The following is a 25,280-nucleotide window of genomic DNA, read 5'->3' as shown; positions in this document are numbered from 1 at the left end:
GCTTTCATGAGTAAAGTCACCATAATCACCGGCGGCACATCCGGAATTGGCAGGGGGATCGCGGAGAAGATCCTGGCCAATTCGGGAGCCGATGATATTCTATACGTAAGCTTCGGGCACAATCAGAAACAAGCCGAAGAATTTCTCCATGCCCAGTCCGAAGCTGACCAGAAGAAACTCCGTCTGATCCAGGCCGACATGTCCTCCTATGATCAGATGATGAACTTTGTCACCCGGATCAAAAAAGAAACCGACCACGTAGACTGGCTGGTAAATAACGTGGGCATCAGCACCTATGCCAAATACGAAGACTACACCTTCGAAGAATGGAGCAAAATCGTAAACACCAACCTGTCCGTCCCTGTATTTCTGGTAAAAGAACTCCGCCCCATCATAAGAGAAGGCGGCAGTATCCTGTTCACAGGCTCCTACGCCGGACAGCAGGCTTACTCCTCCTCTCTGGTCTACGGAGTAACCAAATCTGCCATCCATTTTCTTACCAAATCCCTGGTCAAAGAACTGGAACCCAAGCAGATCCGCGTAAACGCCATCGCCCCCGGCTTCATTGAAACCAGCTGGCACAAAAACCGCACCCCGGAAAGCTATGAGCGGATCAACCGCAAAATTGCTCTCCACCGCTTCGGCGAAATCTCCGAAGTAGCAGATATGGCATACGAAATTTTGAAAAATGGATACATGAACGGCAGCATCGTAGATATTCATGGCGGATATGACTATTTTTAATTGATTTTAAAACAATGATGTGATAAAGTATCACCATTGCCGTTTGAAAGAGAGGACAAAACATTGCTGAAAAGTGATGAAAAATATCAGGATTATGTAAAAATCCTGGAAGAAGAACTGATTCCCGCAATGGGCTGCACGGAACCAATCGCCATCGCCTACGCAGGAGCAGTGGCAAGAGAAACTCTTGGCTGTCTGCCCGATGAGCTGGACATCCAGGTAAGCGGGAACATTATCAAGAACGTAAAAAGCGTAATCGTTCCAAACACAGGCGGAATGCGCGGAATCGCAGCTGCACTGTGTGCAGGCGTGATCGCAGGAGACGCGCAGGCTCTTCTGGAAGTAATCGCCGGGGTAACACCAGCACAGAAAGAAGAAATCAAGACGTACATGGATCAGGTAAAGCTGAAAATCACGCCAGCTTCCTCCGGTCATGTGTTTGAAATTGATGTGACCGTTTCCGGCAGGAACGGAAATGCCCGCGTGCGGATCATAGACAATCACACCAACATTATTCTTGTAGAGAAAAACGGACAGCCCATTTTCACAAAAGACGTCTGTTCAGAAGAGAAAGAAATTAAAACGGATCATTCTGTATTAAATATAGAAGACATCATTGATTTCGCCAACACAGTAGATGTGGAAGATGTGCGGGAAGTTCTGGAACGCCAGATCCGCTACAACATGGCCATTTCCGAGGAAGGCCTGCGCGGCAATTACGGTGCCAATATCGGAAAAGTGCTTCTGCACACCTACGGCGATAACATCAAGATCCGCGCCAGAGCCAAGGCGGCAGCAGGCTCAGATGCCAGAATGAATGGCTGTGAGCTTCCGGTAGTGATCAATTCGGGAAGCGGCAATCAGGGAATGACCGCCAGCATTCCGGTTATTGAATTTGCAAAGGAACTGCAGGTTTCCCATGACAAAATGCTCCGTGCCCTGGTGCTGTCCAATCTTGTGACCATTCACCTGAAAACCGGAATTGGAACCCTTTCCGCTTACTGCGGTGCGGTAAGTGCAGGCTGCGGAAGCGGTGCCGGAATTGCTTATCTTTACGGCGGGGACTATAAAGTTATCGCCCACACCATCGTCAATTCCCTGGCAATCGTTTCCGGAATCATCTGCGACGGAGCCAAGGCATCCTGTGCAGCCAAAATTTCCGCAGCTGTGGATGCTGGAATCATGGGCTATGAAATGTACATACAGGGACAGCAGTTTTATGGCGGGGACGGAATCGTCACCCACGGCGTAGAAAATACCATCCGGAATGTAGGTCAGCTTGCAAAAGAAGGAATGTGCGAGACGGACAAGGAAATCATCCGGATCATGGTTGGAAAAGGAGATGAGATGAAAGCATTATGAGATTGAAATACATATTAAAAAGAATACTGATCGCCATTCCCACTTTTTTCGGAATCACCATACTGGCGTATTTCATTCTGAACCTTGCACCAGGTTCTCCGTTGGATGCGCTTCTGGCAGACCCGGGAATCACTCCCGCAGAGCTGGAGCGTAAACGTGTGGCACTGGGACTGGATCAGCCGGTGATCGTTCAGTATTTTACATGGCTGAAACAGCTGCTTACAGGAAATCTTGGATTTTCCTACAGTACACAAAGGCCGGTTGCCACAATGATCCTGGAGAGACTTCCAGCCACTGCAATCCTGGCTGCAAGCTCTATTCTGCTTTCTTTGGTGGCATCGATTCCTCTTGGAATTTTTGCGGCATCCAAGCCGAACTCAAAAAGAGATTATTTCTCCGGCGGACTTTCCATGCTGATGATGGCAACGCCCAACTTCTTTGTTGGTCTGGTATTTATTTACCTGTTTGCTATTGTATTCCAGATTCTGCCATCTGGTGGAATGTACAGTTCCAGCGGAGCACGTACCTTTGGAGATCTGATGAAGCATATGATCCTGCCATGCCTGGTGCTTTCCTTCCAGCAGATCGGAGGCTGGGTAAGGCATATGCGAAGCAGTATGCTTGAGGTTATGCAGGACGATTACATCCGTACCGCCAAGTCCAAAGGTCTTGGAAAATGGAAGGTAATCATGAAGCACGCCCTGAAAAACGCCCTCACTCCGGTTGTTACAGTAGTAGGCATGTCCATTCCTTCTATTGTAGGAGGAGCAGTCGTAACGGAGCAGGTTTTCGGCTGGCCAGGAATCGGTTCCCTTATGGTAACTGCCATCAACGGAAGAGATTATCCGGTTATTATGGGTGTTACCGTTATGATTGCGGCGGCAGTTCTGATCGCAAACATTCTTACTGATGTGGCGTACGGCATCCTGGATCCGCGAATCAGCTATAAATAAGGGAGGATAGAAGAAAAGAAATGAAAAAACAGAAAAACGAAAATGTAAGCTATCTTTCCGAGGTACTTGATAAACTGAAAGAACATAAAATGGCTATGGCAGGTCTGGTGGTTCTCATTCTGGAGATTTTGATGGTGGTTTTTCTCCCCATTATCCTGAACCTGGATCCCTACACATCTGACTATACCGCCTTTTCCGCGGCACCAAGCGGGGCACATATTCTGGGAACAGATGCTATTGGCCGAGATGTTTTTGCCCGTCTGATGTATGGCGGAAGAACCTCTCTGCTGGTTGGTTTTGTTTCCACGCTGATCAGCTGTGCCATCGGCGTTCCCCTTGGACTGGTGGCTGGTTATGCGAGAGGAAAGGCAGAAGCAATTATTATGCGAATTGCAGATATTTTCATGTCTTTCCCGTCAATTGTATTGATCCTGGTACTGGTTGCAGTTCTGGGACCATCTGTGTGGTCTGTAACCTGCGTAATTGGTGTTCTGGGATGGACACAGTTTGCCAGACTGATCTATGCCAATGTACTTTCTGTATCGGAAAAAGAATACGTGGAATCTGCAAGAGCAATTGGAACTTCTAATTTCAAAATCGTGACAAAGTATGTTCTTCCAAACTCCTTTGCCCCGATTCTGATCGCGATCACATTCCAGATGGCAAGCGCCATCCTTTCCGAATCATCCTTAAGCTTCCTGGGAATGGGCGTGCAGCCGCCGGGAGCAAGCTGGGGAAATATGCTCTATGACGCACAGTCCATCACTGTGCTTTCCCAGAAGTTATGGATCTGGCTCCCGCCGGGACTTGCCCTTCTGATCACAGTACTGAGCATTAACTTCCTGGGTGACGGTATCCGCGATGCCCTGGACCCGAAGATCAAGCTGTAATATAGTTTACACACCTTATGAAATAAAAGTAAGCTGTCATGGGCTTATGGCACATTAGAGCCTGTTTAAAAAATCATTCCTGCAATCTGCACGCCCTACTTTGCGGTATATTTCACCCGAATTCGGTTGTCGTAGCACGCTACGACGCCCTCATCCGGGTAAAATCTCCCACAAATTGTGACGCACATCTTGCAGAAAGCCTTTTTCAAACATGCTCTGGCAGAGACTTTTATAATACATATGCCGGGGAAAAACAGTTGCTGAACGCAATGCGGACAGCGGCAGAAGCCCTGACTGAAGGAAAAAAGGAGGAAACATATGAAACTCAACATGAAAAAAGCGGCAGCTCTTCTTCTTGCTGGAAGCATGGTTGCAGCTTATGCCGTTCCGGCAGCAGCTGAGACAGAAGAAAAAGTGGTAACTGCAGCAATGGATCAGGCATGGGATACCATGATGCCGCTGAACACCACCAGCAATTACACCCGTTTTATTTGTGACCAGATTTATGACCGTCTGACACAGACAAACGCAGACGGCACCATCGAGGGACGTCTTGCCCAGTCATGGACAGTAAATGATGCCAGTGATGCAGTAACCTTCAAGCTTCATGAGGATGCAGTATGGTCTGATGGCGAGCCTGTAACAGCAGAGGATGTTGTATTTAGCTATCAGATGTATTCAGATCCTTCTGTAGAGGCAAAGAGCCGTTATCATCTGGAATATATTGCAGGTGTAGATGAGTCCGGTGCAGAGCTTTCCGAGGATTCTATTGAAGTAACTGCAGATAGCGAATACGAAGTAACCTTCAAATTAAAAGAGGCTATGTACCCGGATACCTTCCTTCAGGATATAGACACTGTTTTCATCATTCCGAAGCATGTGTTTGAGGGTAAAACAGCAGAAGAGATCAATGCTCCTGATCTTTGGGCAAACCCGGTTGGCTCCGGTCCATTTATCTATGACAGTGAGATTAACGGCGAGCGTATGGAGTTTACAAAGAATGAAAATTATTATCTTGGAGCTCCGAATATTGATCGTCTTATTATCCGTGTGGTACCGTCTGCAAACGTTCTTTCCGGTCTTATGAACGGTGAGCTTGACATGATTGGATTTGGTTCCGTACTGACAGATGACTGGGAAACAGCCAAATCCCAGGATAATCTGGTAACAGAGTCTATTCCTACCACTTCATATTCTACCTTGATCTTCAATACTCAGAAGGAATATCTGACTCAGGAAGTTCGTCAGGCACTGAATATGGCAATTAACCGTGATGTACTGGTAAATGGTCTTCTTATGGGTGAGGGAACTCCGATCATGACTCCGATCGCTCCGGTAAGCCCATATTATAATGATAAAGTACAGGTTCAGTACGATCCTGAAAAAGCAAAAGAAATGCTTGCAGAGGCTGGTTTCCCGGCAGGACAGACACTGAAATTCTTCATTTCCTCCGGAAGCAGCATCACAGAGAGATGTGCAGCCCTGATCGTACAGGATTTCGCAAACGTAGGTGTGCAGGTACAGATTGAGCAGATGGACTTTGCAACACTGATGAGTCGCATGTTAGACGGCGAGCATGATCTTGGAATTATCGGTTCCGGCGGAACTCTGGATCCAAGTGAAAGCCGTGAGATGATCTATCCGGGAAGCTCCTGCAACTTCTGCCAGCTTCAGGACACAGAGCTTTCAGATCTTATCGACAAGGGAAATGCTGAGCTTACTTTTGAAACAAGAAAACCATACTTTGACGAGTATCAGGAAAAAGTTGTGGAAAAAGCAGCTATGGGATACTTATATACAAAGAACCTTCTCACTGCCTACAATAAGAGCATGAAGAACCTGAATGTTGCAGACTTCAACGGACTGAACTGGTCTTCCTGGGAGTGGGATAAAGAATAAGAAACAGGGGAAAAGGACATAAGCCTTTATGGCTTATGTTCCTGAAACCCGCCAGGCGTGAGAATGTGGCGGCTGAAAAGGTGATTCTCATATCTGGCGGATTTCAGGAACAGAAAAGTGATGGTTCACTTACAGTAATAAGAAAAAAGGAGTACAACTATGGCATCTTTGCTTTCCGTAGAGAATTTACAGGTACAGTTTCAAACCAAAAAAGGCATTAATACAGCCGTTGACGGCGTAAGCTTTTCCATAGAAAAAGGCAGAATCCTTGGAATCGTAGGAGAATCCGGCTGCGGCAAAAGCGTTACCTCCATGTCCATTCTTCAGCTTCTTGGCAGCAACGCCCGGATTTCCGGCGGCAGCATTAAGCTGGATGGAAAGGAACTGGTAGGGCTTCCGGAGAAGGAAATGTGTAAGATCCGGGGAAATGATATTGCAATGATCTTCCAGGATCCTATGACAGCCCTGAATCCTACCCTGACCATTGGAAACCAGCTGATGGAGCCGATCATGCTTCACCAGAACTGCAATAAAAAGGAAGCCTGGACAAGGGCTGTGGATGTTCTGAAACGTGTTGGGATCGCAGCACCGGAGAAACGAATGAAGGAATATCCTCATCAGCTTTCCGGAGGTATGCGCCAGAGAGTCATGATCGCCATGGCTGTTTCCTGCGAGCCGCGCCTTCTGATCGCGGACGAGCCCACCACAGCGCTGGACGTAACCATCCAGGCACAGATCCTGGAGCTGATGTGCGAGCTCCGGGAAAAAATGGGAACCGCGATCATGCTCATCACCCACGATATGGGCGTAGTTGCAGAGACTGCGGATGATGTGCTTGTGCTTTATGCAGGCAAGGCTGTGGAATACGGCAGCATTGAGGATATTTTTGAAAGACCGAAGCATCCCTACACACAGGGACTTCTGAATTCCATTCCAAGACTTGACGAGGATGTGGAAATGCTGAATACCATCGAGGGTACCGTGCCTGCACCGGATGCCATGCCGTCCGGCTGCAGATTTGCTCCCAGATGTCCTTATGGAAATCCGCGCTGCATGACAGAAAAACCTGGCGTTTACCACGCAGAGAATTCTCTGGTAAGCTGCTTCAGATACGAGGGTGAGAAATAATGAGCGAGAACACGAACATTTTGTTGGAAACAAAAAATTTATCCAAATATTTTACAGGGAAAAAAGGTCTTCTGAACCGTCAGCCAGCCCAGGTAAAAGCGGTAGACCATGTAAGCCTTACTGTAAATAAAGGAGAGACCCTGGGTCTGGTAGGAGAGTCCGGCTGCGGAAAATCCACTCTTGGCAGAACCATTCTCCGCCTGATTCCTGCAACAGAAGGACAGGTACTTTATAACGGGGAAGACATTCTTACCTATGACAAGAAAAAAATGTGGGAAATGCGCCGGAAGCTGCAGATCATTTTCCAGGATCCATACAGCTCCCTGAATCCAAGAATGACGGTTTACGATCTGATCAGTGCGCCTCTTGAGGTATATAAGATCGGCACCAAAGCAGAGCGCAGGGAAATGGTGGAAGAGATCCTTCAGGAGGTTGGACTTGACAAACAGTACCTGAACCGTTTCCCCCACGAGTTCTCCGGCGGACAGAGACAGCGAATTGGAATCGCAAGGGCACTGATCCTGAATCCGGAATTTGTTGTCTGTGACGAGGCGGTATCCGCTCTGGATGTATCGGTCCGTGCCCAGGTGCTGAATCTGATGAGAAATATGCAGCAGAAGAAAAATCTGACTTATCTGTTTATTTCCCATGACTTAAGCGTGGTCCGCCACATCAGCGACCGCATTGCAGTTATGTATCTTGGAAGTGTGGCAGAAGTTGCTGAAAAAGCCCAGCTTTATTCCAATCCTATGCATCCCTATACCAAAGCGCTTCTTTCCGCCATTCCGCTTCCGGATGTGAAAAAGAAACGCCAACGCATCATTCTGCAGGGGGATGTGCCAAGCGCTTACAACCCGCCTTCAGGATGTAAGTTCCATACCCGCTGTCCATACGCAACAGACCGCTGCAAACAGGAAATTCCAGTGCTTCGCCAGATGGAAAAAGGACATCAGGTGGCCTGTCACAGAGCTGAAGAATTAATGTGATAATAAGGCGAAGCGGGCGGCAGAAATGCCGTTACTGTTCACTCCGTGATCAGTAACACGCTTCGCGATGCACAGAAATCATGCATTCGCATGATTTCGCGCTGCAATTCTCGGGTTTTCTGTGAACTTTGTTCACAAAAAACACCTCGCGGAATGTTACCAGTGAACAGTAACGAAATGCCATAAAAAAACATAAGAATTATATGCAAAAGACTTGACGGATATGTCTGCTGTGTGGTAAACTGTACAAGCGACATGGAAGTTAGGTCTTTTTTTTATGCCGAAAAATGGTGGCGGATACACCGAAGAGGCTGGATTTAAGACCATGCAAATGAAAACACTGGAGGTGGAAGTTGTGCGCGTTAGGATTACATTAGCATGTACAGAGTGCAAGCAGCGTAACTACAATATGACCAAGGAGAAAAAGAACCATCCTGAGAGAATGGAAACCAAGAAATATTGTAAGTTCTGCCAGAGACACACAATGCACAAGGAAACAAAATAGTCACTTTAGATTGTGAGGTTAGGCTATGCAAGAAAAAGAGAAATCTGCAGGCAAGACCGCCAAGGCTAAGGAATCTAAGAAATCCTGGTTCCAGGGGCTGAAGGCAGAGTTCAATAAAATTGTCTGGACAGACCGCGAGACACTGATGAAACAGTCAGTTGTTGTTATTGTCATAACCGTAATTCTCGGTGTGATCATCAGTGTGATGGATGCAGGCATTCTGGAATGCATTAATCTTTTAATCAAATAAGGACAAAGGTGATTGTATGTCAGAAGCAAAATGGTACGTTGTCCATACCTATTCCGGTTATGAGAACAAGGTAAAGGCCAACATTGAGAAGACAATTGAAAACCGACATCTTGAGGATCAGATTCTGGAAGTACGGGTTCCTCTGGAAGACGTTGTGGAGATGCGTAACGGCGTTTCCAAACAGGTTCAGAGAAAAATGTTCCCAAGCTATGTTCTTATCAACATGGTCATGAACGACGATACCTGGTATGTTGTCCGGAATACACGTGGAGTGACTGGTTTTGTTGGTCCGGGATCCAAGCCTGTACCGCTCACAGAAGAAGAAATGAAACCGCTGGGCATCAAAGATGAGACTGTCCGCGTAGATTTCGCTGAGGGCGATACTGTTGTAGTAACAGGCGGAGCCTGGAAAGAGACTACAGGCGTTGTTACTGCGATCAATCCGCAGAAGCAGCTTGTAACGATCAATGTAGAGATGTTTGGACGCGAAACACCGGTTGTGATCAGTTTCGCAGAAGTTCAGAAAATGTAACAGACAAAGGTAACACAATATCGTGGGAGGGACATACCCCCGCCAATACCACATAGGAGGTGCCGAAAATGGCAAAGAAAGTAACAGGATATATCAAATTACAGATTCCCGCTGGTAAAGCAACTCCAGCACCACCTGTAGGTCCGGCTCTTGGACAGCACGGTGTAAATATCGTTCAGTTTACAAAAGAGTTCAACGCAAGAACAGCTGATCAGGATGGTATGATCATTCCTGTAGTAATCACTGTTTATGCAGACAGAAGTTTCAGCTTCATAACCAAGACTCCGCCGGCTGCAGTTCTTCTTAAGAAAGCTGCAAACATCAAATCCGGTTCCGGCGTACCGAACAAAACAAAAGTTGCTAAAGTTACAAAGGCTCAGGTTGAGGAAATCGCTCAGCTTAAGATGAAAGACTTAAATGCAGCATCCATCGAAGCAGCAGCAAGCATGATTGCTGGTACTGCAAGAAGTATGGGAATTGAAGTAGTTGATTAATCACAAATAGTAAGTGGGAGGGCTTTTCCCCGCAAATACCACAGGAGGTTATAGAAATGAAACGAGGAAAGAAATACGTGGAAGCTGCTAAGGCAGTAGACCGCGCAACATTATACGATACTAACGAAGCTATCAGCTTAGTTAAAAAAGCTGCTGTAGCTAAATTTGACGAGACTATCGAAGTTCATATCCGCACAGGCTGCGATGGACGTCATGCAGATCAGCAGATCCGTGGAGCAGTTGTTCTGCCGCACGGTACTGGTAAAAAAGTTCGCGTTCTTGTATTTGCTAAGGATGCGAAGGCTGAGGAAGCTAAGGCAGCAGGCGCTGACTTTGTAGGCGCTGAGGATCTTATCCCGAAGATCCAGAACGAAGGATGGCTTGACTTTGACGTTGTTGTTGCAACTCCAGACATGATGGGTGTTGTTGGACGTCTTGGTCGTGTACTTGGACCGAAAGGTTTAATGCCAAACCCGAAGGCTGGTACAGTAACAATGGATGTTACAAAAGCTGTTAATGATATCAAAGCTGGTAAGATTGAGTATCGTCTTGACAAATCAAACATTATCCATGTGCCGATCGGTAAAGCTTCCTTTACTGAGGAGCAGTTAAGCGACAACTTCCAGACGCTGATTGGAGCTATTGCAAAGGCTAGACCTAGCACACTGAAAGGACAGTATTTAAAGAGCGTTGTTATCGCTCCGACAATGGGACCTGGTGTGAAGATCAACCCGATCAAATTAGCTTAATAGATGAAATGAGAAGAGCATTCACCGTAAGGTGGGTGCTCTTTTTGCGTGGGCGGGGAACTGTCTTCCTATGTCACGATTTTGATATTTTATAGTGAGTTTTTGTATATGCTTTTCATTATATGAGGTATGATATGAGAAAACAGCAGCCGTTATAAGGGCTAAGAGGGAGTGTGCAGGTATGAACTACGGATATTTTGATGATGAGAAACGGGAGTATGTGATCACGAGACCAGATACACCGGCGCCATGGGTAAATTATTTAGGAGATCCGGAATATGGTGCAATCGTGTCTAATAATGCAGGTGGATACAGCTTTGCAAAATCTGGAGCTAACGGAAGAATTTTACGTTATGTTTTTAACCAGTTTGATGAGCCGGGAAGATATATTTATCTGAGAGATAATGAAACAAAGGATTTCTGGTCAACATCCTGGCAGCCGGTAGGAAAGGCTCTGGAGGAATATAAATGCGAATGCCATCATGGTACAGCTTACACCAAGATGCTGACTGATTATAGCGGAATCCATTCTGAGGTTCGATATTATGTACCACTGGGACAGTCCCATGAGGTATGGAGTCTTTGCGTAGAGAACTGTTCTGACCGGGAACGTGAGATCAGCGTGACTGGATATGCGGAATTTACCAACAACAGTAATTATGAACAGGATCAGGTAAACCTGCAGTATTCCCAGTATATTACACGCACTGTTTTCAGAGGAAACCGTGTTCGTCAGATGATCCATGCAAATCTGGATCGTCTTGATGAGGGTGAAAAGGTTGATAATAAGGATGTAACGAATCGTTTCCTGGGATTAGCTGGTGTGCCGGTGGATTCCTGGTGCGGTGAAAAAGAAGCGTTCCTGGGAAGATACCACGGATATGGAAATCCGGTAGGGGTTATGGAAGGCAAACTAAACTGTGAGGGAAACTACAATGAGAATAGCTGCGGCGCACTGACTGCTGTAGTGAAGCTTGCCCCGGGAGAAAAGAAAGAGCTGGCTTTCCTCGTTGGCATGAAAAATGATGACGAGGCCGCAGAAATTACAGCCCGTTATGATAAGGACTGCCAGCAGATCTGCAAAAAAGAGCTGGAAGAACTGATCCATTACTGGCATGAAAAGCTTTCCCACTTTCAGATTAAAACTCCAAGCAGTGAATTTAATACCATGATCAATACATGGAATGCATATAACTGCTTTATGACATTTATCTGGTCAAGAGCAGCATCCTTTACTTACTGCGGTCTGCGCAACGGATATGGATACCGTGACACAGTACAGGATATCCAGGGGGTGATTCATCTGGCTCCGGAAATGGCGGCAGATAAGATTCGATTTATGCTTTCCGCACAGGTGGATAATGGCGGCGGACTTCCGCTTGTTAAGTTTACCCATAATCCGGGACATGAGGATACACCGGATGATGCTTCTTATGTACAGGAAACAGGTCATCCTGCATATCGTGCAGATGATGCTTTATGGTTGTTCCCAACTGTATATAAATATGTATCAGAGACAGGAAACGTAGATTTTATTGATGAAGTAATCCCCTTTGCAAATAAAGATGAAGGAACTGTATATGAGCACCTGAAACGTGCCATTCAGTTCTCAATGGAGCACCTTGGAAAGCATGGACTGCCGGCTGGTCTTTATGCAGACTGGAATGATTGCCTGAGACTTGGAAAAGATGGGGAATCTACATTTGTAGCTCTGCAGTTTTATTATGCAATGACTATCCTGAAAGAGTTTGCAGCATACGAAAAGGATGAGGCTTATATTGCATATTTGGAAAAAAGCCAGGAGGAGCTTGGCAAACTGATCGAAGAGCTTTGCTGGGATGAGGACCGATTTATCCGCGGATTTACAGAAGCAGGTGAAGTAATCGGACAGCGTATAGACCCGGAAGCAAATATGTGGCTGAACCCTCAGAGCTGGGCAGTGATCAGCGGTCTTGCAACAAAGGAACAGGCAGAACTGGCACTTGAGCAGGTTTATGAAAGACTGAATACAGAGTATGGAGCTATTCTTATGGATCCGCCATATCATGCACATGCTTTTGACGGTGCACTGGCAGTAATTTATAATGCAGGAACAAAAGAAAATGCAGGTATCTTTTCCCAGTCGCAGGGATGGATCATTCTTGCGGAAGCATTAATGGGACATGGAGAAAGAGCATTTGGCTACTTCATGGAAAATGCTCCGGCTGCACAGAATGATAAAGCTGAAATCCGCAGACTTGAGCCATATTGCTATGGTCAGTTTACAGAGGGAAAAGCAAGCCCGAATTTTGGCCGCTCTCATGTGCACTGGCTTACCGGAACTGCATCTACTGTTATGGTGGGATGCGTGGAAGGTATTCTGGGAATGCGTCCTGATTTCTATGGTCTTCGCATTGCGCCGTCTATTCCGAAAGAATGGGATGGCTTTGAGGTTGAAAAGGACTTCCGTGGCTGTCACCTGCATATTAAAGTGAAAAATCCGGGACATGCAGAAAGCGGATTTAAGAAGCTTACAGTAAATGGCGAGGAATTAAAGGACAACTATATTCCGCAGGATAAGCTGACTACTGAAACTGAGATTGAATTGTATCTTTCCTAAATTTGATATATTTTGGCAGAAAGGGAGAAACTCAGATGAAACATATAGAATTTCAGGATAAAAAAGGAACCTTTATCATTCATAATCCGGAAAATTATAGTGGACTATATCTGCCGCTGGCAGGAGAAAAAGGGCTGAAATCCAGTATTACCCCTAATCTTGGAGGAGATAGCAAAACAGATCAGAATCATTTTCTTCTTGAACCTGTAAGTATTGAGAACCTGCATAATAACCGAAATACCAGAAACTTCTGGTGCCGGGTATATAAGGCTTCTGATGAGACGAATGAACTTTCTCGGGGGATAAATCCACAGCTTCTGGGCTGCTGGTCTGTCTGCGGAAATTCAGCAGAACAGGAATTTGAAAAATTTACAGAGAAACAGGAAGAAAGCGTGTTGGAAGCCGGTTTTATGTGGCAGAAGCTTTCCCGCAGATCAGAAAAATATGGCCTTCAAGCTGAGGTAACCTCTTTTGTCACTATTTCCGGTGATATGGAAGTAGAATATGTGGAAATCACAAATATTTCTGATAAAGATGTAGAGGTCGTGCCAATTGGTGTAATTCCTGTGTATGGAAGAAGTGCGGATAACCTGCGTGATCACCGCCATGTTACTTCCCTGCTCCATCGGATTCAGACAACTGAGTATGGAGTAGAAGTGAAGCCGGTTCTGTCTTTTGATGAGCGCGGACACCAGAAAAATAACACTACTTATTTTGTATATGGTTCTGCTGAGAATGGAGAGAAGCCGGAAAGCTTTTACCCTACCGTAGAGGCTTTTATTGGTGAAGGGGGCACTTTCCTAAATCCGGAAGCTGTCAGAACAAATAAGCCAGGTAAAACCGCTGGAACAAAAATCCAAGGAAAAGAGGCAGTGGGCGGTCTCCGGTTCAGCAGAAAAACGCTGAAGCCAAAAGAAGCAGCTGGCTACATTTTGTTAAGCGGCACCACAAAAACATCTGACAGTATTGCGTTGCTGACCTCCGGCTGCAGAACAAAGCTTCAGGTGCAAAAAATGCTTGAAGAAGTAAAAGAACATTGGATTCAAAAGGTAAATGTAGCATTTGAAACTGGAAATAGTGATGTGGATAATTATCTGAAATGGATCTGCTTCCAGCCGATTCTCAGAAGAATTTACGGCTGTTCCTTCCTTCCCTATCATGATTATGGGAAGGGCGGCCGTGGATGGCGCGATTTGTGGCAGGATTGTCTTGCGCTTTTGATCATGGAGCCTTCGGATGTAAGACAGATGATCGTAGATAATTATGGTGGGGTTCGTATTGATGGGACAAATGCCACAATTATCGGAAGCAGTCAGGGTGAATTTATTGCAGACAGGAATAACATTACCCGTGTGTGGATGGATCACAGCTTCTGGCCATTTGTAACTACAAAATTATATCTGGATCAGACCGGGGACTTTGATATTCTGTTTGAAAAGATTCCATATTTTAAGGACTTTCAGTCAAAACGCGGAACCGATCATGACCAGGAGTGGAACAGCAGCTATGGTAACTGGCAGAAAACAGACAATGCGGAAGTGTATTATGGAACTGTTCTGGAGCATATCCTTCTGCAGAATCTCTGCGCTTTCTTTGACGTGGGAGAGCATAACGAAATGCGCCTGCATGGAGCAGACTGGAATGATGCCATGGATATGGCCTGGGAAAAGGGCGAGAGTGTTGCCTTTACCTGTGCTTATGCAGGAAATCTGAAGGAGATTGCTCACGTACTAAGGGAACTGGAACGTGTTCAGGGAATCAATAAGATTGAGCTTGCTGAAGAAATGGAATGTCTGTTTGCTTATGGAAAACAGTTGTATGAAAGTCCGAAGGAAAAACTGCAGATCCTGAAACAGTATACAGATCTGAGTGCCCATAATTTAAGCGGAAATAAGGTTGTGCTTTCCCTGGAAAAGGTGTGCAGAAATCTGGAAGAAAAAGCAGACTGGCTGATGGAAAACATCCGGAAAAACGAATGGATTCAGGATGGGGACAAGGGATGGTTTAACGGATATTATGACAACCACGGAAGAAAGGTAGAATACAGTGCAGTTCCAGACGAAGCTGGAAATAACGCCTGTGCGAAGAACAGCGTGCGGATGATGCTTACCGGTCAGGTATTTGCCATTATGAGCGGTACTGCCACAAATCAGCAGATACAGGCAATCTGCAAAGGTGCAGATGCATATCTGTATGACAGGAACGCTGGTGGCTATCGTCTGAACACAGATTTCAAGGAAGAAAAATTTGATCTGGGAAGAATGTTTGGATTTGCATACGGCGAAAAGGAAAATGGTGCAGTCTTTTCCCATATGGCAGTTATGTATGCAAATGCATTGTATAAAACCGGTCATGCCAGAGAAGGCTATAAGGTTCTTCGGACACTGTTGGATACTGCAATGGATTTTGACCGCAGTAAAATGTATCCTGGAATTCCTGAATACTTTGATAATCAGGGACGGGGGTTATATGCATACCTTACCGGAGCTGCCAGCTGGTATATGCTGACTATGATTACAGAGGTTTTTGGTGTAAAAGGTCAGCTGGGAGACATGGTAATCGCACCTGCACTTATGCCGGAGCAGTATGACCAGGAAGGAAAGGCTTCTCTGGAAATGGAATTTGCCGGAAAGAAATTTGCCATCCATATCTTTAATAGAGAGAAAAAAGAATGGAATGAAGTACAGATTAGAGAAGCGTTCTGTGACGGAATAACGCTTCTGGCAGAAACAGGACGGAAGGCTCGTCTGATGCGTTCGGAAATTGAAAAACTGGAACTGGAAAAAGTACATGAAATCAATATTATTCTAAAATAAACCATTGGGGACGGAGTTTTCTGGCTTTTTAAGCCGGAAAACTCCGTCCCCAATAATTTTCTGCAGAAATGGCGGTCAGATCACCACATGGATTTATAATATTTATCCCGGTATTTCTTGGGTGTCAGACCTGTGAAATTCTCAAATACCTGTATAAAATGACTTTGGGAAGAAAAGGAAAGGTAGTTGGCAATATCCACTACGGATTTATCCGAATAACGCAGAAGGTGGGTTGCCTTTTCTATTTTCTGTTCCCGTATGTAGTCACTGATGGAAATTCCCAGATTTTGCTTGAACACCCTGGAAAGGTAATTCTGGGAAAGACCGGTGTAGCAGGCAAGATCTTCGATGGTAATACGTTCTTTGATATGGGTATAAATATAATCTACGCACTGCATGACAGGTTTGGAAAGCACAGAGCTTTTTTTCTGCAGAGCCATTTTCCCGGTAAAATCCTTTGCCATAATATGATGAAGGTCTGCAATCTGCTGCTGGGTAGTGCAGGAGTCCATTTTCAGAATATAAAAGTCACTGAGGCGGTAGGCCTGTTCCGATTCCATTCCGCCGTCAATGCAGTATCTGGTGAGCATGGCTGCAGTAACTACAAAGTGGTATTTAAGATTGGTAACCGCATTTCTGGAAAGTATGCCCGTTCCTTCCAGATGAGTAAAAGAATTTGCATTGCAGTTTTGGAGAACTGTTTCCATGTCACCGGTTTTCACAGCTGTATAAAAGGAATATTCAACAGAAGGCGGACGGTGCTTGGACTCCAGTTCGTTTTCTTCAAATTCGGTATTATACCAGTCTTTAGACATTGTCATGTAAAGCCCTCCCGGATAGAAATAAATGTGTCATTTTTTTATATTATGACACGAATCTGATATTTTGTTAAGAGAAATAATATAATGTCAAAAACAAAAATGATATATTTATTTTACCAAAGAGATACAGCATTAAAAAATGCTTAAAAAGGAGGAAAATTTATATGAAAAAAAGAGCAGTAGCTGTGTTATTAACAGCAGTTATGGCAGTCACCGGCATGAGTGCAACTGTTGTATGCCATGCAGAATCTGAAGAAGGAAAGGTTATCAACATCTATTCCTGGAATGATGAGTTCCGTACCCGTCTGGAAGCAATTTATCCGGAAGTTGAGTCTACATCCAGTGACGGAACCGTTACAACCTTAAAGGACGGAACTGAGATCCACTGGATCATAAATCCAAATCAGGATGGTGTTTACCAGCAGAAACTTGACGAGGCACTGTTAAACCAGGCTGATGCTTCTGCAGATGATAAGGTAGATATTTTCCTGTCAGAAACAGACTATGTTTTCAAATATACAGATAAAGATGCTGATGTAGCAATGCCGCTTACAGATCTTGGAATTGACCCGGATACAGATCTTGCAGATCAGTACGATTTCACAAGAACAACTGCTTCTGACTCTGACGGAGTACAGAGAGGTTCTACATGGCAGTGCTGCCCAGGAACCCTGGTATACCGTCGTGATATTGCAAAAGAAGTCTTTGGAACAGATGATCCGGCAGAAGTAGGCGAGAAAGTAAAAGACTGGGATACAATGAAAGAGACTGCTGCTCAACTGAAGGAGAAAGGTTACTACACATTTTCTTCTTATGCAGATACCTTCCGTTTATATGGAAACAGCATCGCACAGTCCTGGGTACAGCCTGGTGAGACAACCATTACAGTTGACCAGAAGATTATGGATTGGGTAAATGATTCAAAAGAGTGGCTGGATGCAGGTTACCTTAACTCGACTGTAAAAGGACAGTGGAACGATGACTGGAACAAAGCTATGGGCTCCCAGTCAAAAGTATTTGCATTTCTGTTTCCGGCATGGGGAATCGACTTTACATTAAGTCCAAACTGGGATGGCGATGCAGGCTCATGGGCAGTTACAAATCCTCCGCAGGAATACAATTGGGGCGGTTCTTACATTCATGCAGCAACAGGTACTGATAATCCAGAGCATGCAAAAGACATTATCCTTGCTATGACTGCAGACAAAGACAACCTGTTAAAGATTTCTGAGGATTATTCAGACTTCACAAATACAAAGAGTGGTATGGCAGAAGCAGCTACTGATGATGCAAACTTCTCTTCTGAGTTCCTTGGCGGACAGAACCCATTTGCATATTTTGCACCTGTTGCAGAGAACATTAAGATTGCACCGCTTTCTGCATATGATCAGGGATGTGTAGAGCTTATCCAGAACTCCTTCAGTGATTATTTCCAGGGAAATGTTGACTTTGATAAAGCAAAGGCAAACTTTGAGACTGCTATTAAAGAGCGTTATCCTGAGATTTCTGAGGTAATATGGCCGGAATAAAAGTGGATATCGTGTAAGGCAATCCAACGCAGGCGGAGAATCGAACTATGCAGGCTTCTTCGCCTGCGGATTGTATGTAAAGGAGAGCAGTTATGAAGAAAAAAAGCATTAATTACGGAAAATGGGGTTACCTGTTTATTCTTCCTTTTTTTATAATCTATTTTATTTTTTCTTTAATTCCGTTGGTTGATACAGTTCGCTACAGCTTCTTTGAATATTTCCGTTCCGGAATCAAGGAAATCGGACCGAATTTTATTGGTATGGAAAATTACATCAGTCTGCTGAAATCCGATATGTTTAAGTACGGAGCAAACACTCTGATTCTGTGGCTGATCGGATTTGTGCCGCAGATTGTGATTGCGTTGGTTCTGGCAGCCTGGTTTACAGATGCACGTCTGAAAATACGAGGAAAACAGTTTTTTAAAGTTGTTATTTATCTGCCAAACCTGATTATGGCATCTGCATTTGCCCTTTTGTTTTTTACCATGTTTTCCACAAACGGACCTGTGAATTCCATTCTTATGTCTCTTGGCTGGATTAAGGCTCCTATTGATTTTATGGGTTCTGTATTTGGTACAAGGTCTCTGATTGGATTTATGAATTTTTTGATGTGGTTTGGCAATACAACTATTATGCTGATGGCTGCAGTTATGGGTATTAGCATGGATGTATTCGAGGCATCTGATCTGGACGGCTGCAACAGCATTCAGCGTTTCTTTTATATTACACTGCCGCTGATCCGCCCGATTCTTTCCTATACACTGATTACTTCCATTATCGGTGGTCTTCAGATGTTCGATGTACCTCAGATTCTCACAAACGGACAGGGTAATCCGGATAGAACTTCTATGACACTGATCATGTTCCTGAACAGCCACCTGAAGAGTAAGAACTATGGTATGGCCGGTGCATTATCTGTTTACCTGTTTATTGTCAGCGGTATCCTGTGCTTCTTTGTATACCGTATGACAAATGACAATGATCCGGATGGATCCAAAAAAGCAGCTAAGAAACGTGCTAAAGAAGAAAGGAGAAGATTAAGAGGATGAAAAAAACAGGAAGTAGCTTCAGAACAGTTTTCGCACATATCGTACTGATTCTTTTGTCCTTTATGTGTCTGTTTTTCTTTTACGTACTGATTATTAATGCAACCAGATCTCATGCAGATCTGCAGAAAGGCTTCTCTGCCCTTCCTGGAAAAAATTTTCTGGAAAACCTGAAAAATGTGGCAAATGATGGAAGCTTTCCTATGTTCCGCGGTATTTTAAACAGTATAGTGGTATCTGGATGCAGTGCAGTGCTGTGTACTTATTTTTCTTCCCTTACTGCATATGGTCTTTATGCTTATGAGTTTAAGGCAAGAAAAGCAGCATTTACATTTATTATGGCAATCCTTGTAATGCCTACTCAGGTAACTGCAATGGGCTTCCTTCGCCTGGTTACAAAGATGGGATTATATGATTCCCTTCTGCCGCTGATTATTCCGTCTATTGCTTCCCCGGCTGTATTCTATTTCATGTACAGCTACCTGCAGTCCTCTCTGCCGCTTTCTCTTGTAGAGGCAGCCAGAATTGACGGCTCCGGAGAATTTCATACCTTTAACCGTATCGTGATTCCGATTATGAAACCAGCCATTGCGGTTCAGGCAATTTTCACATTTGTTGGTTCCTGGAATAACTACTTTGTACCGGCCCTGATCATCCAGTCCAAGAATAAAATGACAGTGCCGATTTTGATTGCTACCCTTCGTGGAGCCGATTATATGAACTTTGATATGGGTAAAATCTACATGATGATCACAGTTGCCATTGTGCCGATCATTATTGTATACTTGCTTCTTTCTAAATATATTATTGCAGGTGTTACCCTTGGTGGAGTTAAGGAATAATGGCATTTGCCAGGTTTAAACGCAGCGGGACTATGAATCCTGAAATTTCTGAACGCGAGAAGAGCCATAGCTCTTTTGCTGAGCTTGCGGCAGAAGAATGCATAGTTCTGCTGAAAAACGAAAATATTCTTCCCCTTCCATTATTTGCACCGATTGCCCTTTTGGGAAGCGGTGCAGATAAAACCGTCAAAGGGGGAATTGGTTCCGGAGATGTAAATAACAGACAGAATATTACCATTTACGAAGGAATGGCAGAATCCGGAATTCAGATTACCAGCAGGGACTGGCTGGATAATTATGAACATCGCTATCAGGAAGCGAGACTTATATGGAAAGAAAAGATTCTTGAGGAAGCAAAGCATGTAGATAATCCTTTTGATGCGTATGCCTCCAATCCGTTTATTATGCCGGAGGGGCGTCCTGTATCTGAAAAAGATATTGAGGGGGCAAGTGCCGCTGTTTATGTGATCAGCCGCATTTCCGGTGAGGGAAAAGACCGCCGCCTGGAAAAAGGTGATTATTATCTTAGTGAGAGAGAAGAGGAAGATATCCTTTTTCTGAACAGCAGACAGGTACCTATTATCCTCCTTATAAATGCAGGCGGCCCTGTAGAGCTTACAGACATTTTGGAAAAAACGCAGTGGATAAAAGGTATCTTTAATATTTCCCAGCTTGGACAGGAAGGCGGACGTGCGGTTGCCCGTATTCTTCTTGGAGAAGCGGTTCCAAGCGGAAAGCTTACCACAACCTGGGCAAAAAAATATGCAGATATGCCATTTGCAGAAAATTTCAGTTATTTGAATGGAAATCTGGAACTGGAAGAATACAAAGAAGGAATTTATATAGGCTATCGGTATTTTGACAGCTTTGGCGTCAAGCCGCTGTTTCCTTTTGGCTTTGGCCTTTCTTATACGGATTTTGAAATTCAGTTCTGCGGTATTGAAATCGATCAGGACAAGATTGAGGTAAACGTATCTGTAGAAAACACTGGAAGCAGATTTTCGGGAAGTGAAGTTGTGCAGATTTATGCTGTGCTTCCTCATGGCAGATTGGAGAAAGAACATCATCGTCTGGTTGGATATGCAAAAACAAATGTATTAAAGCCCGGAGAAAAACAGCAGGTAAGGATCCTGATTGAGGGAAAAGCCCTTGCAAGCTTTTTTGAAGAGGATCATGCCTGGATCGTAGAAGCCGGAAACTATGAATTGTGGATTGGAAACAGTTCGGACAATCTGAAACTGGAAGCGCTTGTAAAAGTGAACGGGGATACTGTTCTGGAGAAGACCCGGAAGCTGGAAACGGCAGCAGAGTTAACCGGAGTCCTGGAGAGATCATACATTGTAAACTCAGAAGAAACGCAGAAGAAAGCTGGAAATCATGATATTCCGTCTGTACAGTTTGAAGATTTATGCCTGACTGGAGTTTTTGGGAAAACCCAAAAAGAAAAGCAAGAATGCTGTGAAAAGACACTGGAATCCCTTGCAGACGAGCTGCCTGTGGAAGAGATGATTCCGCTTTTATGCGGAAACACAGGGGGCATTAGCAGCAATCTGGGAGCAGCAGGAATTAAGGTGCCCGGTTCTGCTGGCGAAACCTCAGAAGCACTTTATGAGAAATATGGGGTTCCGGTACTGATTATGGCAGATGGACCCGCTGGTGTCCGGCTGCAGAGAAGCTATGAGGTGGACCGCAAGACAGATTCTGTTTATGGAATTGGTGTTCTTGGATCTCTGGAAAATGGATTTCTGATAACACAAAAGCCTCATGAAAATGCAGATATGTATTATCAGTATTGTACAGCTTTTCCCGTTGGCACCGCTTTGGCACAGTCCTGGAATCAGGAACTGTTAAGAGAATTCGGCGTAGCTGTTGCAGAGGAAATGGAAGAATTCGGCGTAAATCTGTGGTTGGCTCCAGGGATGAATATTCACAGAAATCCTCTGTGCGGAAGAAATTTTGAATATTATTCCGAGGACCCGCTTCTTGCAGGTAGCCTGGCTGCAGCTGTTTCCAAAGGAGTTCAAAGTAAAGCCGGATGCGGCGTGACCATTAAGCATTTTGCATGTAACAATCAGGAAGACAATCGTATGGGGGTAGATGTACATCTTTCTGAAAGAACTCTTCGTGAGATTTACTGCCGTGGTTTTGAAATTGCAGTAAAAGAAAGCAAACCAGCAGCAATTATGTCATCATATAACCTGGTAAATGGAATACATGCTGCAAACAGTAAGGATCTATGTACCACAATTGTACGCAATGAGTGGGGATTTGACGGCGTGATCATGTCAGACTGGAATACTACAGTGCCCGAGGATGGAAGTATTCCATGGAAATGTGCAGCTGCTGGAAATGATATTATCATGCCAGGAAATGAAAATGATCACAGAAATATTCTGGAAGCATATAGAAGCGGCAAGCTTTCCGAAGAAGAAATCCGTATGTGTGCGAGAAGAATTTTACAGTTGATTGAAAAGTTATAAAAAATATATTACTGCTATTAACAGATTAGGAGATAAAATCGCTGCAATGCCTGAAGAGACAGACATTGCAGCGATTTTTTAGTTATTCTTTAGGTGATCATTGAGTATATGTTTATTCAAGTCTGTTATCAGAAGATATGATTATGGGTGGAAAACATAAGTTTTTTATAGAAATTATAGAGGAAGGTGTGGTAGGATAGGAAGTATATCTAGAGCCTGTTTGAAAAATCATTTCTGCAACCTGCATGCTCTAGAGGAAAGGTGGTGCTTTGCTGTGGCAGAATATAGGGGTAGAAGCGGCAGAGATTCTGGGAAGAGAAGAAATACCAGGAGCAGAAAGAAAAGAAAGCAGCAGAGACGGCGGATTCTGGTGAGTGCGTTAATAGAAGTTATAATTTTGCTTTTGCTGGCAGGCGCTTTTTGCTGGGAAAGAGGGCTGAAGGCCAGAGTAATCGGACTTGCAGGGTATTTTGACGGGCCGCCTGTAAAGAAATTGGATGTGATGGGCGTGAATAGCTCAAATGTAATTTTGATGGACGCAAAAAGCGGAAAGATAATCGGCAATCTAAATGGAGAGGAACGGATCTATCCGGCCTCAATGACAAAGATTATGACGGCAATTGTGGCATTGGAGACATTTTCTGATTTGGACAGAAAAATTACACTAAGTGAAGACATTTTCTATACCTTAAACGGGCAGGATGCCACACAGGCGGGCTTTCAGCCTGGGGAGGAGGTTCGGATCCGGGATCTGGTGTATGGAGTGATTTTGCCGTCAGGAGCTGAGTGTTGTCTGGCGTTAGCAGATGAGGTGTCTGGATCAGAAAAGGCATTTGTGGAGAAGATGAATCAGAAGGCAAAAACCATTGGAATGAAGAACACCAATTTCGTGGACTGCACAGGGCTTCATGATCCGGAGCATTACAGCACGGCTTATGACATTGCACTGCTGCTTAGGTATGCTTTGCATAATGAAACATTTTGTGATGTGATTGAAAGTCATTTCCATTCCACTCCCGGTACAAATGTGCATCCCGATGGGATTACTTATTATAGTACTATGTTTAAGAATATGTCAGATACCAGTGTTATCGGCGGAGAAGTCCTGGGCGGCAAGACAGGCTATACCTCTGAGGCAGGACATTGCCTGGCAAGCTTCGCTCAGATTTATGACAGAGAGTATATACTGGTTACGGCAGGCGCAGCCGCAGATGCCACGGGAATTCCGCACATTCAGGATGCGAAGACCCTTTATAATCGACTTGGGGAAGCAGTGGCGGAAAAAAAGTAAATTTAAAATAGGGCAGCCTTTTTGCGGGGCTGTCCTATTTGTGGCTATGGGGTGTAGAAATGATTTTTCAATAGATGCAGCTGTTACCTCGCCATTTTAAGGATTGCTGCAATGTCTTCCTTATTTAGCGGCTGGAAGAAGCCAATATGTCCATTTCTGCCGAAAACACATTTTTCTGCCATTTCTTCAATCTGTTCATCAGTTGGCTGAATACCAAGTTCGGTGAGGGAGGTTGGTATGCCTATGGAGTGACACCAGTTTTCCCAGGCGTTGATGGCTGCGAGAGCGGCAGTGTCTGTAAGATCAGAATCACTGGTTGGGGAAATATTAACTCCGAAAACTTTCTCGCCAAACTGCGCAAATCTTCCCGGATTTGTCTTGTATACGTATCTTGCCCAGCTTCCCCAGATGGCAGCAAGGCCTGCCCCGTGAGCTACATCAAACATACCGCCCAGCTCATGCTCAATCTTATGTGTGGCGAAATCAGATACTCTGCCAGCCCCGGTCAGCCCATTATGGGAAAGGCTGCCTGCCCACATAAGAGTAGCCCTTGCATCGTAATTCTCAGGTTCTTTTACAGCGGTCTGTGCAGCGTCCCTGACAGAGACTAACAGTCCTTCTGCAATGCGGTCTGTAAGGCTGGTATCTGTGTCTGTAGGAGTGAAATAGCGCTCCATAGTGTGCATCATAATGTCTGTCGCACCGCTGGCTGTCTGATAAGTCGGAAGACTGTAAGTAAGCTCCGGATTCATAATAGCAAATTTGGGGCGTGAGCAGTCATGACCGTAAGAACGCTTCATCATTCCGTCTTCAATGGTAAGAACCATGGAAGAAGACATTTCAGAGCCTGCAGCAGCGATTGTGAGAACAACGCCGATTGGCAGATTTTTATCTGTTTTTACACGCCCGTAAAGAAGGTCTTCCATATCAAAATCATTGGCGATTCCGTAACCGATTCCCTTAGCCGTATCAATGACGCTGCCGCCGCCAATTGGCAGAAGGAAGTCAATGTCTTCTGCCCGTCCAATACGGATTCCCTCTTTTACCAGGGAAAGACGTGGATTTGGTACAACGCCGTTCAAATCTACATAAGAAAGTCCTGCGTCACGAAGGCTCTTATGCACACGCTCCAAAAGCCCGGAAGTTTCAATATGTCCTCCCTTTTTTCCATAAACGATCATAACCCTATGCCCGCCAAAAGCCGCAACCTGTTTCCCAACCTCACTTTCACGGCCTGCCCCGAACAGGATTTTAGTGGGAGCGAAAAAATCAAAATTTATCATAAGAAAATTCCTCCATTGAATTGCATAATTAATGGTTTTAATTCTGAACCCATTATATAGCAGGATTTGGAAAATATCTAT

At 44.7% G+C, this 25,280-nt stretch carries 21 protein-coding genes and 1 pseudogene; 20 read left to right on the top strand and 2 right to left on the bottom strand.

Annotated elements, in window-relative coordinates:
• Positions 1–6 precede the first annotated feature (6 nt).
• From OCV70_RS10160 to OCV70_RS10095, 15 genes and pseudogenes are all read left to right on the top strand, one after another.
• Positions 7–744, top strand: a complete 738-nt coding sequence (locus tag OCV70_RS10160) for an SDR family NAD(P)-dependent oxidoreductase (protein ID WP_021925637.1) — start codon at positions 7–9, stop codon at positions 742–744.
• A gap of 63 nt (positions 745–807) precedes the next feature.
• Positions 808–2,106, top strand: a complete 1,299-nt coding sequence (locus OCV70_RS10155; protein ID WP_262579676.1) for an L-cysteine desulfidase family protein — start codon at positions 808–810, stop codon at positions 2,104–2,106.
• The gene (locus tag OCV70_RS10150; protein WP_262579675.1) at positions 2,103–3,059 is read left to right on the top strand and encodes an ABC transporter permease; all 957 of its coding nucleotides are present in this window, start codon (positions 2,103–2,105) and stop codon (positions 3,057–3,059) included. The genes OCV70_RS10155 and OCV70_RS10150 overlap by 4 nt, the downstream gene beginning before the upstream one ends.
• Positions 3,060–3,079: 20 nt before the next feature.
• A complete protein-coding gene (opp4C, locus tag OCV70_RS10145; RefSeq protein WP_021925640.1) occupies positions 3,080–3,949 on the top strand; it encodes an oligopeptide ABC transporter permease in 870 nt (289 codons plus the stop codon).
• 38 nt (positions 3,950–3,987) lie between these two features.
• Positions 3,988–4,110, top strand: a pseudogene (locus tag OCV70_RS19760) (DUF6783 domain-containing protein); the annotation flags it as partial.
• Positions 4,111–4,267: 157 nt separating this feature from the next.
• Positions 4,268–5,848 (top strand): ABC transporter substrate-binding protein, encoded by a 1,581-nt coding sequence (locus OCV70_RS10140; protein ID WP_262579674.1) that lies wholly within the window; start codon positions 4,268–4,270, stop codon positions 5,846–5,848.
• A 159-nt stretch (positions 5,849–6,007) separates the two neighbouring features.
• Entirely contained in the window at positions 6,008–6,976 is a 969-nt protein-coding gene (locus tag OCV70_RS10135; RefSeq protein WP_117852945.1) for an ABC transporter ATP-binding protein, read from the top strand.
• Entirely contained in the window at positions 6,976–7,962 is a 987-nt protein-coding gene (locus OCV70_RS10130; RefSeq protein ID WP_117852947.1) for an ABC transporter ATP-binding protein, read from the top strand. The genes OCV70_RS10135 and OCV70_RS10130 overlap by 1 nt, the downstream gene beginning before the upstream one ends.
• Positions 7,963–8,317: 355 nt before the next feature.
• Positions 8,318–8,467, top strand: coding sequence for a 50S ribosomal protein L33 (rpmG, locus tag OCV70_RS10125; protein ID WP_117853039.1), 150 nt, complete (start codon positions 8,318–8,320; stop codon positions 8,465–8,467).
• 25 nt (positions 8,468–8,492) lie between these two features.
• Entirely contained in the window at positions 8,493–8,717 is a 225-nt protein-coding gene (secE, locus tag OCV70_RS10120) for a preprotein translocase subunit SecE (protein ID WP_117852949.1), read from the top strand.
• A gap of 16 nt (positions 8,718–8,733) precedes the next feature.
• Positions 8,734–9,249 carry a transcription termination/antitermination protein NusG gene (gene nusG / locus OCV70_RS10115; RefSeq protein ID WP_117852952.1) on the top strand — a complete coding sequence of 172 codons (516 nt, stop codon included), beginning with the start codon at positions 8,734–8,736 and terminating at the stop codon, positions 9,247–9,249.
• A 68-nt stretch (positions 9,250–9,317) separates the two neighbouring features.
• Complete coding sequence (rplK, locus tag OCV70_RS10110; protein ID WP_117852954.1) at positions 9,318–9,743, top strand: 50S ribosomal protein L11; 426 nt, start codon at positions 9,318–9,320, stop codon at positions 9,741–9,743.
• A gap of 56 nt (positions 9,744–9,799) precedes the next feature.
• Positions 9,800–10,492, top strand: a complete 693-nt coding sequence (rplA, locus tag OCV70_RS10105; protein ID WP_173767444.1) for a 50S ribosomal protein L1 — start codon at positions 9,800–9,802, stop codon at positions 10,490–10,492.
• Positions 10,493–10,673: 181 nt separating this feature from the next.
• A complete protein-coding gene (locus OCV70_RS10100) occupies positions 10,674–13,091 on the top strand; it encodes a glycoside hydrolase family 94 protein (RefSeq protein WP_195588163.1) in 2,418 nt (805 codons plus the stop codon).
• 35 nt (positions 13,092–13,126) lie between these two features.
• The gene (locus OCV70_RS10095; RefSeq protein ID WP_195588164.1) at positions 13,127–15,907 is read left to right on the top strand and encodes a GH36-type glycosyl hydrolase domain-containing protein; all 2,781 of its coding nucleotides are present in this window, start codon (positions 13,127–13,129) and stop codon (positions 15,905–15,907) included.
• 80 nt (positions 15,908–15,987) lie between these two features.
• On the opposite strand, the gene OCV70_RS10090 is transcribed toward OCV70_RS10095, so the two are convergent.
• The gene (locus tag OCV70_RS10090) at positions 15,988–16,728 is read right to left on the bottom strand and encodes a helix-turn-helix domain-containing protein (RefSeq protein ID WP_195588165.1); all 741 of its coding nucleotides are present in this window, start codon (positions 16,726–16,728) and stop codon (positions 15,988–15,990) included.
• A gap of 203 nt (positions 16,729–16,931) precedes the next feature.
• Between OCV70_RS10090 and OCV70_RS10085 the strand changes: the two genes are divergently transcribed.
• The 5 genes from OCV70_RS10085 to OCV70_RS10065 all read left to right on the top strand — a co-directional run bounded on the left by OCV70_RS10085 (position 16,932) and on the right by OCV70_RS10065 (position 23,916).
• The gene (locus OCV70_RS10085; protein ID WP_470256012.1) at positions 16,932–18,257 is read left to right on the top strand and encodes a carbohydrate ABC transporter substrate-binding protein; all 1,326 of its coding nucleotides are present in this window, start codon (positions 16,932–16,934) and stop codon (positions 18,255–18,257) included.
• A 92-nt stretch (positions 18,258–18,349) separates the two neighbouring features.
• Positions 18,350–19,306: a carbohydrate ABC transporter permease gene (locus tag OCV70_RS10080; RefSeq protein ID WP_021924715.1), complete on the top strand. Its 957-nt coding sequence runs from the start codon at positions 18,350–18,352 to the stop codon at positions 19,304–19,306.
• Complete coding sequence (locus tag OCV70_RS10075) at positions 19,303–20,145, top strand: carbohydrate ABC transporter permease (RefSeq protein ID WP_117852970.1); 843 nt, start codon at positions 19,303–19,305, stop codon at positions 20,143–20,145. Before OCV70_RS10080 ends, OCV70_RS10075 begins: the two co-directional genes overlap by 4 nt.
• 32 nt (positions 20,146–20,177) lie before the next feature.
• Entirely contained in the window at positions 20,178–22,625 is a 2,448-nt protein-coding gene (locus OCV70_RS10070) for a glycoside hydrolase family 3 protein (RefSeq protein ID WP_243280831.1), read from the top strand.
• Between the two features lie 274 nt (positions 22,626–22,899).
• On the top strand, positions 22,900–23,916 hold the full coding sequence (locus OCV70_RS10065) for a D-alanyl-D-alanine carboxypeptidase family protein (RefSeq protein WP_195588167.1): 1,017 nt from the start codon (positions 22,900–22,902) through the stop codon (positions 23,914–23,916).
• A gap of 83 nt (positions 23,917–23,999) precedes the next feature.
• Here OCV70_RS10065 and OCV70_RS10060 read toward each other — a convergent pair whose 3' ends face one another.
• Positions 24,000–25,199 (bottom strand): iron-containing alcohol dehydrogenase, encoded by a 1,200-nt coding sequence (locus OCV70_RS10060; protein WP_262579672.1) that lies wholly within the window; start codon positions 25,197–25,199, stop codon positions 24,000–24,002.
• Between the last annotated feature and the right edge of the window lie 81 nt (positions 25,200–25,280).

It is taken from the genome of Blautia acetigignens (assembly GCF_025566865.1).
GTDB classification, from domain to species: Bacteria; Bacillota; Clostridia; order Lachnospirales; family Lachnospiraceae; genus Blautia_A; species Blautia_A acetigignens.
Note: the sequence above shows the minus strand (reverse complement) of the source record. Positions and strands in the feature narration are given on the sequence as shown.